The 11,219-nt window shown below is 62.3% G+C and carries 8 protein-coding genes; 4 read left to right on the forward strand and 4 right to left on the reverse strand.

The annotated features are described in order from the left end of the window. Positions 1 to 21: 21 nt before the first annotated feature. The gene (locus QWZ03_RS07030; protein WP_290332077.1) at positions 22 to 219 is read right to left on the reverse strand and encodes a helix-turn-helix domain-containing protein; all 198 of its coding nucleotides are present in this window, start codon (positions 217 to 219) and stop codon (positions 22 to 24) included. Positions 220 to 454: 235 nt separating this feature from the next. Here QWZ03_RS07030 and QWZ03_RS07035 point away from each other — a divergent pair, with 235 nt between their 5' ends. Next, positions 455 to 1,045: an acyl-homoserine-lactone synthase gene (locus QWZ03_RS07035; RefSeq protein WP_308446972.1), complete on the forward strand. Its 591-nt coding sequence runs from the start codon at positions 455 to 457 to the stop codon at positions 1,043 to 1,045. 168 nt (positions 1,046 to 1,213) lie between these two features. Here QWZ03_RS07035 and glgA read toward each other — a convergent pair whose 3' ends face one another. The 3 genes from glgA to QWZ03_RS07050 form a co-directional block, all read right to left on the reverse strand. Beyond that, positions 1,214 to 2,677: a glycogen synthase GlgA gene (gene glgA, locus QWZ03_RS07040; protein WP_290332078.1), complete on the reverse strand. Its 1,464-nt coding sequence runs from the start codon at positions 2,675 to 2,677 to the stop codon at positions 1,214 to 1,216. A gap of 312 nt (positions 2,678 to 2,989) precedes the next feature. Then, positions 2,990 to 4,273 (reverse strand): glucose-1-phosphate adenylyltransferase, encoded by a 1,284-nt coding sequence (gene glgC, locus QWZ03_RS07045; protein WP_290332079.1) that lies wholly within the window; start codon positions 4,271 to 4,273, stop codon positions 2,990 to 2,992. A 152-nt stretch (positions 4,274 to 4,425) separates the two neighbouring features. After that, on the reverse strand, positions 4,426 to 6,057 hold the full coding sequence (locus tag QWZ03_RS07050) for an alpha-D-glucose phosphate-specific phosphoglucomutase (protein ID WP_290332080.1): 1,632 nt from the start codon (positions 6,055 to 6,057) through the stop codon (positions 4,426 to 4,428). Between the two features lie 227 nt (positions 6,058 to 6,284). Here QWZ03_RS07050 and QWZ03_RS07055 point away from each other — a divergent pair, with 227 nt between their 5' ends. The 3 genes from QWZ03_RS07055 to QWZ03_RS07065 all read left to right on the forward strand — a co-directional run bounded on the left by QWZ03_RS07055 (position 6,285) and on the right by QWZ03_RS07065 (position 11,217). Continuing rightward, entirely contained in the window at positions 6,285 to 9,458 is a 3,174-nt protein-coding gene (locus tag QWZ03_RS07055; protein WP_290332082.1) for a response regulator, read from the forward strand. A 220-nt stretch (positions 9,459 to 9,678) separates the two neighbouring features. Further along, positions 9,679 to 9,966 carry a hypothetical protein gene (locus QWZ03_RS07060; RefSeq protein ID WP_290332083.1) on the forward strand — a complete coding sequence of 96 codons (288 nt, stop codon included), beginning with the start codon at positions 9,679 to 9,681 and terminating at the stop codon, positions 9,964 to 9,966. Positions 9,967 to 10,143: 177 nt separating this feature from the next. After that, positions 10,144 to 11,217 (forward strand): SagB family peptide dehydrogenase, encoded by a 1,074-nt coding sequence (locus tag QWZ03_RS07065; RefSeq protein WP_290332084.1) that lies wholly within the window; start codon positions 10,144 to 10,146, stop codon positions 11,215 to 11,217. The last annotated feature ends 2 nt before the right edge of the window (positions 11,218 to 11,219 follow it).

Below are 11,219 nucleotides of genomic sequence, written 5' to 3' on the forward strand. Positions count from 1 at the left end.
AGGCTGCAAGCCGGACTAGGTTCAGTCGCAGGCTACTTCTACCTTTGCCATCGCCAAGGATAAGTCATGATCGGTCACACGACCATCCAGGTACAGGTGTATCAGGATCTGCAGCGATGCCGGCAAGGGCAGGCCTTGCTCGAAACGGCTACCGCTGGACTGGCTGACGCCAAAGCGCCGCCAGAACTCGGTCTGGTTCTCTCCCAGGATCTTGCGCAAGCAGCGCAATTTGTCCTTATGAGCCAAAGGAAGGGCAAAGCCCCGCTTATCTCGTGCATTCAGCACGTACATTGCCTGTGCGGACATACTGCCTCGCTATTCTGCCGTGAACGACGGGCGCAAAGTCTGTCATGCACCCCATCCATCCACACCTAGCAAGGTAGCTAGTACCGCTATTAACCTAACTGCATATATTTTATGCGGCCTGGGTATGCCTAATCACGGGAGGATGTAAATGCAAACCATGTCTCAAACCATACAGATCAGTCGGCGCCAGCAGTTCAATGGCGGCGACTTGCGCGCCATACATTGCCTGCGCGCCCGCGTCTTCAGGGACAGGATGGGTTGGGAGGTTCCGGTGCTCGCAGGCATGGAAATCGACGGCTATGACGCCCTTGAGCCCCACTACATGGTGTTGCGCAATCACAGCCAGGATGTCTATGGCTGCTGGCGCCTGCTGCCCACGCTAGGCCCCTATATGCTCAAGGACACCTTCCCCGAGCTGCTCCACGGCCAGCAGGCGCCGGAACAAGCCGACGTGTGGGAGCTGAGCCGCTTTGCCATAGAAACGGACGGCTCGCACACCTTCGGTTTTGCCGACCAGGCACTGGATGCCATGCGCGAAATCGTCCGCTTTGCTGACGAGAACGGCATACGTCGCTATGTCACCGTCACCACTACCGCCATAGAGCGCATGCTGCGCCGCGCAGGTATCGAGATCAGCCGCTTCGGCCCACCTATCCGCATTGGTGTCGAGAACGCTGTGGCGCTGACCATAGAACTGGGCGATCAGACGCACAATGCCTTGTTCGGCTTGAAACACTAGCCACGCAGGTAGGAGGTGATGGACTGAACAGGCGCCCGATGTCGAAGCAGCCTGATACCGCAGGCACCTAACTGGATCAAACGCAGCACGGAGCAAGAGCAGGAGGAGAAAAGAGGCAGGCGCCCCACCCACAGGTGGGGCGCACTGACCCTGCCCCTGCAGCAGCGATCACGCCACCTGCTTCAGTGCAGCGCGATACAAAGCCTGGTAAGCCTTGGCCGGGCCCGCCCAGCCAAAATGCTGCTGCATGGCATGCCGCCTCACCTCGCGCCAGGCCTGGGGCTTGGCATACAAGGCGAAGGCCCGTCGCACCGCCGCGTCGAAATCAGCCTGCTCAAATCGCTCGAACAGCATGCCAGTGGCGCTGGCGTCCTGCAGGTTCTCCAGGCTGCAATCCCGCACACTGTCGGCCAGTCCACCGGTGCGGCGCGCCAACGGCAGGGCACCATAGCGCATGCCATACATCTGGGTCAGTCCACAGGGCTCAAAGCGCGAGGGCAGCAGCACCACATCGCTACCGGCAAACAGCCGATGTGACAAAGGCTCGTCAAAGCCCAGCCTCACCGCCACGCGGCCTGGATAGCGGCCCAGCAGTTCGCTAAAGCCCGCTTCCAGTTCAGGCTCACCACTCCCCAGCACAGCCAGTTGGCCGCCTTGGGCCAGCAAGGCCTCAGCCCCGGCCAGTACGAGGTTCAAACCCTTTTGCTCGGTTAACCGACTCACCACACAAAACAGCAGGCCCGTCGGTTCTGCCACCAGCCCCAGTTCCGCCTGCAAGGCGGTCTTGCAGCGGGCCTTGCCACCGGTTTTGTCGGCATCGAAATGGCCCGGCAAGGTGGGGTCGGTAGCCGGATTCCACAGGGCTTCATCCACACCGTTGAGTATGCCGCTCAAGGCAGCCCGCCTATGCCGCAGCAAGCCTTCCAGGCCGCAGCCATGTTCGGCGGTCTGGATCTCAGCGGCATAACTGGGGCTTACCGTCGCCAACCGGTCGCTGTAGTACAGCCCGGCCTTGATAAACGACAGCTGACCGTGGAACTCCATGCCATCCATGGCATAGCACTGCGCCGGCAAGCCCAGCTCGGCAAACAGGCTGGCTGGGAACAGACCCTGGTAGGCCAGATTGTGTATGGTGAACACACAGGCTGCGTCGGCCATATCGGGTGCCGGCGTAGTCTGTTTCAGGTAGGCCGCTGCCAGGCCGGCATGCCAGTCATGACCATGCAGTACATCAGGCCGCCAATCCGGCAACAAGCCCTGCGCCATACGTGCTGCCACCCACCCCAGCAAGGCGAAGCGTCGATGGTTATCGGTATAGGGATGATGCTCGGCATCGGCATAGGGATTGCCCACGCGGTCATACAGCCCTGGTGCATCGATCACAAAGGCAGGTACGCCATCAGGCAGGTAGCCTTGCCACAGGGTTAAGGGGCCACTGCCCAAGCGCGGCGGCATGCTGGCCTGTACCTTGGCGTCCTGCAGCCCTGCCCGTATGGCCGGAAAGCCCGGCAACACGATACGGGCGTCCAGCCCCAGCTGGCGCTGCGCCGCCGGGAGCGCTCCCACCACATCGGCAAGGCCGCCAGTCTTGAGCAGGGGGTAACATTCAGCAGCGACGTGCAAAACCTTCATCAGTGGTCACTCGGTAGGTAAAGCGCAGGGGCATGGCACCCTAAACGGCATCTCGGCATCTCGGCATCTCGGCATCTCGGCATCTCGGCATCTCGGCATCTCGGCATCGGACCAGACCAGTGCGCTTGGGTTCAGCCAAACGCTGGTGCTGGTAGCCTGCCATGAAAGAGATCGTTGAAACGACAGCCTATCCAGTTGAAAAGGGGCAGCTGCGAGGGAGAACGCAATCTGCGGAGCGCCCGGCGCCATGGCTTCACCGATGCCCGTCCAGTCCGGCACCACCCACCCATGAGCTGAGCCCATGGCAAACGCTCACGACACAGCCAGTCCCGCCAGCATGTCACGGGTAATCAACACCACACCACCCTCGCTGCGGTGGAACGACTTGGCATCTATGGCGGCATCGTCCCCCACGACTAGGCCTGCCGGTATCTTGCAGCCACGGTCCACGATCACTTTGGTCAAGCGAGCGCCCTCGCCCACATCCACATCGGGCAGCAGCACTGACTGATCAATCACACAATGCGGATGCACCCGCACCTTGTTGAACAGCACGGAGTTGGTCACCTGCGCCACAGAGACGATGCAGCCACCCGACACGATGGTGTTGTAGACCCGATGCTCGCCGCCCGCATCCTGCACGAACTTGGCCGGCGGTAATTGCTCCTGGTAGGTCCATACCGGCCAGTTGCGATCGTACAGGTCCAATTCCGGTGTAATCGAAGCCAGGTCCAGGTTCGCGGCCCAGTAGGCATCGATAGTGCCCACATCACGCCAATAGGGCTTGGCATGGGGATAACTGGCCACACTGGAAAGTGAGAACGGATGGGCCACGGCCCGGCCTTCCGCCACCGCAGCCGGGATCAGGTTCTTGCCGAAGTCGTGCTCGCTGCTGCTGTCATGGATATCCTCCTCCAGCAGGTGGTAGAGGTAATCCGCGTCGAATACATAGATGCCCATGCTGGCCAGCGCCCTATCGGGCTTGCCGGGCATGGCAGGTGCCTGAGCCGGCTTTTCGACAAAGGCCACGATCTTGCGGTCGGCATCGGCCTCCATCACGCCAAAGGCCTTGGCCTCGGCCAGCGGCACCTCGATGCAGGCCACCGTGACACCGCCCTTCACGCCCAGGGTCTCCAGCGATTTGACGTGATCCAGCAGCATGCGGGCGTAGTCCATCTTGTAGATGTGGTCACCGGCCAGGATGACCACATACTCGGGCCGGTAGCTACGGACGATATCCAGGTTCTGGTACACGGCATCAGCCGTGCCACGGTACCAGCTGTCTTCATCCACCCGCTGCTGGGCGGGCAGCAGGTCGATGAACTCACCCATCTCCGAGCGGAACATGGCCCAGCCACGCTGCAGGTGGCGCAGCAGAGAGTGGGACTTGTACTGGGTTACCACGCCTATGCGGCGTATACCGGAATTGAGGCAGTTGGACAGGGCGAAATCGACAATACGGAACTTGCCGCCAAAGTACACTGCCGGCTTGGCCCGCTTGTCGGTCAGCTGCATCAGCCGCGAACCTCTCCCCCCGGCCAGCACCAGGGCAATACTGCGGCGCGGCAATTGCCGCGCAATGATCAGGTCATCCATATGGCTCCCATGCACTACCGGCACGCTGTTCCGCCTCCTGGCCGGGACGGCAGCACCTCTGCCGCCTCGCCTGTTGCCGTCCTGTCATGCAAGCCGGCCTACCCGTTCATTGTTGGCAGAAAATCCGGCCTTGGGAAATTTGTTATGCCGAATCAGGTGACTACATCAGCCCTTACCCTGCCGGTGTGCGCCTCGATCTCGCCCAGTTGTGCAGCAAACCGGGCCACTTCGGCCAACGCCGCCTGTGCTGGCTGCGCATGTTGCGCCACATCGGCCAGATAGCGCTCCAGGTAGACCCGCAATGTGGCCCCCTCGGTGCCCGTGCCCGACAGGCGAAACACGGCGCGCGATCCATCGGCCAAGGCCACCCGTATGCCTTGCTGCCCACTGACCGTGCCGTCGACCGGATCGGTATAGGAGAAATCATCCGCCAGGCTTACCTGAAGGCCATGTACCATCTGCCCAGGCAACGCAGCCAGCTTGCCGCGCAAGGTCGCCATCACAGCCTCGCCTGCCGCCAGCGGCAAACCTTCGTAGTCGTGTCGGCTATAGCAGTGCCGGCCATAACTGGCCCAGTGCTCGCGCACGATCTCGGCCACCGGCTGCCGCCTTACTGCCAGCAGGTTGAGCCAGGCCAGCGCCGCCCAGATGCCATCCTTCTCCCTGACATGGCTAGCACCCGTGCCATAGCTCTCCTCACCACACAGGGCTATCCGGCCTGCATCGAGCAGATTGCCAAAGTACTTCCATCCCGTGGGGGTCTCATAGCAATCGAAACCCAACCGTGCCGCCACCGCATCCACCGCGCGGGAGGTGGGCATGGAGCGGGCCACGCCAGGCAGTCCATCGCGAAACTGCGGCAAGGTGCGGGCATTGGCCGCCAGAATGGCCAGGCTGTCCGACGGCGTTACCACGCAGCCCCTGCCCAGTATCATGTTGCGGTCTGCATCGCCATCAAAGGCGGCCGCAAAGTCTGCCGCGCCCGCTCCCATCATGTGGGCCACCAGGCCCGCGCAGTGCACCGGATTCGGATCGGGATGCTCGCCCGCAAAATCGGCCTGGGGCGCTGCATTGCGCACACTGCCCAAGGTGGCGCCCAACAGGTCTTCGAACAGCTTGACGGCGTAGGGGCCGCCTACCGCATGCAGGGCATCCAGCCGCACGCGGTGGCCTGCGCGCAGCCAGTCACGTATGGCATCGAAGTCCACCAGGGTCTGCATCAGGCCGGCATAGTCGGCAACCGGGTCTATCACCTCGACCTGCATGGTTTCCAGCTGGCTGCGGCCCAGGCTACCCAGGTCGATATCCTGGTTATCGCAGCAGTAAAAGCACTGCAGCACCTGGCTGGCAGCATGCATGGCCTCGGTCAGCCGTTCCGGTGCCGGTCCGCCGTTAGCCGCATTGAACTTGATGCCAAAGTCCCCCTCCGGCCCGCCTGGGTTGTGGGAGGCCGACAGGATGATGCCGCCCACCGCACCATGGCGCCGTATCAACAGCGAGGCCGCCGGGGTGGACAACAGGCCGTGCCGACCCACGATGACCTTGCCTACGCCATTGGCCGCCGCCATGCGCAACAAGGTCTGTATGGCCCCATCGTTGAAATAGCGGCCATCGCCCCCCACCACCAGCAAGCCACCTTTGAGTGCCGGTACCGCATTGAATATGGCCTGGACGAAGTTCTCCAGATAGTGCGGCTGGCTGAAGGTGGTGACCTTCTTGCGCAATCCCGAGGTACCGGGCTTCTGGTCCAGGAAGGGGGTAGTGGCAAATCTCAGTACGGCCATGGAATGGTTCTCTCCGGGTAAGCAGAGGGATTATCCGTCCACACCCGCCATCCGTGCCAGAAAAGGCAACAGTCGGCGCCATCGCAGCAAAGTGTTCATCACGCCTGCAGGCTGCTTGTTGTACCCTGTTGATTGCACCGCGCCAATACCCCTGCTGCGTGAGGCCACACCGGCCCAGGGGTCGGTTTTGGTGCAGCGCCCAACCCTGCTGATACCCGAACCAGCCCATGACCACCCGCTCCCAAGCCAGCCAGTTGATCGAACAGTATTGGCAGTATCGCTACAAGGACGCGGGTGAGGCGCGACGGCTGGCCGAAGCCGCGCTGGCCAGTTGCGCGGGGCCAACGGCACAGCGTGACGCGGCGATGGCGCGCTTCCTGATACTGACCCACTCCACGCTGGAAAACCCCCACGCCTCCCACGTCAAGATCTGTGAGCGCCTGCTGCAGACCTTCCGTGAGCAAGGCGATGAGGAAGCCGTGCTGCTGGCGTATGCACAGCAGGGCATGACACTGTGGAGCACCGGCCGCAGCGACGAGGCCTGGGCCATACTGCGAGACAAGGTCGAGCCGCAGCTGGACCGACTGTCGCCGTTGCACCGCTATACCGCCTATATCGCACTGCATTGCGTGGCCGGCGGCGTCAAGGATGAAGTCACCCGGCTACGCCATGACTACGCCTCGCTGCAGCTTGCCCGGCAGTTGGACGACCCGCCCCGTATCGCCCTGGCCCTGCACAATATTGCCGAAGTCCACCTGAACTACGGCAACTTCGAAGAAGCCCGCGACTGCCTGCGTGAGGCGCTGGCGCTGGCTCAGCAGTTCCAGTTGCGTAACCGGCTATGGGGCGTCCCCCCCTATCTGGCCATGGCCAATATCGCCCTGGGCGATGCCGCGACCGCTGCCAGCCTGATGGATGACTGGATGCGTCGCGAGAGCAATCGCACACCCGGTTATTTCGACTTCATCGGCAACCTGATGGCCATCTACCTGGGCGGGCTGCAAGAATCGCAATGGGCTGCAGCGGAGATCTGGCTGAAACGGGTCGAGATCGAAATTGCCCGTCGCCGTGCCAGCGACGATATGGGTAGCCTGGACTTGTTCGGTGTTTTCTACGCTTGGGCCAAGGGCAGCCTGCGGCGCAGGCAGGGTCGTTTCGCCGAGGCCATCATCGCTCTGCATGCCGCAGACCTGGTCTATGACCTGTGCGAATCCATGTTCATCCAGGTAGACGCACGGCACGAGCTCTACCTGTGCCACGCCGCCCTTGGTGACAGCGCCGCCGCACTGGCGGCCCATGTCGACTACGCCCGGCGCCAGGCCGCCATGCTCAACAGTGCCAACAGCCTGCGGCTGCAAAGCATGTCCATACAGCATGATGTGGAAACCGAAAGGCTGAAGCGGCAAAAGGCAGAAGAATCGACACGCCTCAAGAGCGAGTTCCTGGCCAATATGAGCCACGAGATACGCACGCCGATGAACGCGGTGATCGGCCTTGCCCACCTGGCCTTGCAAACCGAACTCAGCGCCAAGCAGCGCGACTATGTCAGCAAGATCCACCGCGCCGGTAAATCCCTGCTGGCCATCATCAACGACATCCTGGATTTCTCCAAGATCGAGGCCGGCAAGCTGGATGTAGAGAGTGAGCCCTTCACCCTCGACGACGTGGCCATCAATGTGGCCACCGTGACCAGCCAGAAGGCCGCAGACAAACAGATAGAGTACCTGTTCCACATCGCCCCCAATGTGCCGCGCAATCTGATGGGCGATGCACTGCGACTCACCCAGGTGCTGATCAACCTGATCAACAATGCCATCAAGTTCACCGAACCCGGCGGCGAGATCGAACTGGCCGTCAACCTGCTGGGGACAGAGGCCGGCAAGGTGCAGCTGGGCTTCGAGGTGCGCGATACCGGCATAGGCCTGACAGCCGAGCAGCAGGCGCGTCTGTTCCAGCCCTTTACCCAGGCCGATGGCTCTACCACCCGCAAATATGGGGGTACCGGACTGGGCCTGTCGATATCGCGCCGCCTGGTGGAACTGATGGGGGGACAGATAGGCGTACGCAGCGACACCGGCGTGGGCTCCACCTTCCACTTCCAGTTGACGCTGCCCCTGCCCACAGGGCCGCAAGCCAGTCTGGTACTGCCGGCCCGCTTCAACGACGCCCGGGTACTGGTGGTGGACGACAGCGAGCACGCTCGCGCCATCATGGCGGAGATGCTCACATCGCTCCCCCTACGGGTGGATGAAGTAGGCTCGGCCCGCGAGGCACTGGCCTATCTACATACAGCCGACCAGACCGACCCCTACGACGTAGTGCTGACGGACTGGCACATGCCCGACATGGATGGCATGGAGCTGATCCACACCCTGCAGCGCGACGCCAGCTTGAGCCACCCACCCAAGCTAGTGCTAGTGACCGCCTTCGGGCTGGAATCCGTCGTCAATGCGGCCGAGCAGGCTGGTATCGACGGCCTGCTGTTCAAGCCTGTCAGCCCATCCACCCTGGTCAATACCCTCACCGGCGTATTCCACCAAGCGCCCACGACCACCACCCCTGCCGAGCACACACCGCCTGCCCGCAGCTACGCCGGCAAACGCATACTGCTGGCCGAGGACAACGCCATCAACCAGCAGATTGTGGTGGAGCTGCTCAGCGCCATGGCACTGGAGGTGGACCTGGCCGAGCACGGCCAGCAAGCCGTGGAAATGGCGCTGGCCGCTGCACCGGGCGACTACGCCATGATATTGATGGACCTGGAAATGCCGCAGATGGACGGCCATGCCGCCACCCTCACCTTGCGTCAGCACAGCCAGCTGGATGCCATCCCCATCGTGGCACTGACAGCCCATGCGATCTCCGATGTGCGTCAGCGCTGCATGGAAGAAGGCATGCAGGATTACCTGACCAAGCCCATACAGCCCGAACAGTTGTACAAGCTGGTAGGGCATTGGCTGGATCGCGGCCACCAGGCAGTACCCGCACCTGGTGACGAGGAGGTAGGCGACATGCCGCTGCCAGTGCTGCACGGTGTCGACGTTGCATTGGGGCTGCGCTATATGGGCGGCAAGCAGCACCTGTATTTGCGCCTGCTGACCCGGTTTGCCACCGGCTATGGCAATACCGTCGCGCTACTGCGCAACCAGTTGGCACAGGGGCAGTATGAGGAAGCCAAGCGGCTGGCCCATACTCTTAGAGGCTTGGCCGGCAGCATGGGCGCCACCCAGGTCTCGGAGGTGGCGGCCGAGCTGGAAGCCACTTTGCCCGTGGTCGGTGAAGCACCGACCGATCACTGCCTGTCCGTGTTGGCAGAGCTGGATCGGGTATTGCAGCCACTGCTGACCGACCTGGCAAAACTGGCCAGCCTAAATGCCTCGGCCTCGATAGCGGCCACTTGATATCCATCACCGCCACCAATGCACAGCGTTGCAAGTGCGGAACAAACCCCGCAAACCCGCACAAAATATGGACATGCAGGATTGCTAATCTTTTGCCCGCGTACAATACTCAAGCAGCCCGCACACCAGCGCTTGGGCGCGAGTGCTAACGGACTGAACCACCACCTCTAAATAGGAGAGAGCAATGGCAGAAAAAAAGGCCGCCCCCAAGAAAGATGACGTGCTCGCCGCGCTGCAAAATGCGGTCAAACACATTGAGACCCTGGAACTGGAGCTCAAGACCATCAAGAAGCATGTGAAAGGTGTTGCGGATGGCGTCAAGCTCGCTCCTTTCCATGTCGATCCTCCCGTCAAAGCTGCGGCCAAGCCAGCAGCCAAACCCACTGCCGCGAAGCCTGCTGCTGCTGCCAAACCCGCAGCAAAACCGGCAGCCAAGCCGGCTGCCAAACCCGCAGCAGCAAAACCTGCTGCCAAGCCCGCAGCAAAGCCCGCCGCCAAGAAGAAGTAAATCTCGGCGCGAGCAATCTACTGGCTCGTCTGCGGCGTTATCGTACTGCGGTACATAACGCCGCTTTTATTTGGCCTGTTAGTACGGGGGCCGAACAAGACAGCGCAGTACATCGCCACCAGACACGATGGCGGCACACTATCCCTGCCCTAGTCCAGCCACCGGAGCCTAAACACCATGCGCTATAAACGCGCGCTAGCCCTGAGCATCCACTGGCAGGACGAGCAACTGGCATTCAGCAACTACCTGCAGCACCACTGTGTCAGCGGGCATCCGCTCACCGTACAGGTACTGGACTACTTTTCGGACTGGCGCAGCCTGGACGAGATAATGGCCCACTTCACCCAGTATTCCCCGCAGAGCCTGCGCAAGACCTTGGAGCAGCTGGTGGCCGAACAGCTACTGCTGGAGGAAGGGTCTGCCCAGGCTGCCAGCGATGCCCTGCTGGCCGATCAATGGGCACCCTGGCTACCCGAGGGGGCATTTCACTTCGCCACCAAGGACACGCCGTTCGCCTCGGCGGCCTCGTCAGAAGAAGAGCTGGCTGCCGTCGTACCCGTGACCGAGCCACCGGCCCTCTACCGTTCCGCCCTGGGCGGCGAACCCATCAACCTGCCCCGCGCGCCCAGCCCCAAGGATGCCTTCCACCAGACACTGCTGGCACGCCGCACCCATAGGGCATTCTCGCCGCAAGCCTTGGCCCTGGATGAACTGAGCCGTTTGCTGGGTTTGGTCTGGGGGGTGCAGGGGCATGTCGACAGCGCAGCCTTTGGCCGCTTGCCACTCAAGACCAGCCCCTCGGGCGGCGCCCGCCACCCGGTCGAAGTCTACGTCATGGTGCTCAGGGTGGCAGGGCTGGCGCCAGGTATCTATCACTACCACCCCTTGCACCACACACTCACCCTGGTCAATCCGGTCGCCACGCCGGCGCAAGCCAGCCTGTATTGCGCCGATCAGGAATACTTTGCCGATTCTGCGGCGCTATTCCTGATGACGGCGGTGTTTGAGCGCACCATGTGGAAGTACCACAAGCCGCGCGCCTACCGCGTGGTCATGCTGGATGCCGGCCACCTGGGCCAGACCTTCTGCCTCACCGCGACTGCCATGGGCCTGGCGCCGTGGGGCACAGCCGCGCTACGCGATAGCCTGATCGAGCAGGACCTGGGTATAGATGGGATTAGCGAGTCCGTCCTGTTCGTGACGGGTGTGGGCCATCCGACCGAGGCCGCAGACGCAACCGAGCCGGAATAACC

It is taken from the genome of Chitinimonas viridis (assembly GCF_030409555.1).
Lineage (GTDB): Bacteria > Pseudomonadota > Gammaproteobacteria > Burkholderiales > Chitinimonadaceae > Chitinimonas > Chitinimonas viridis.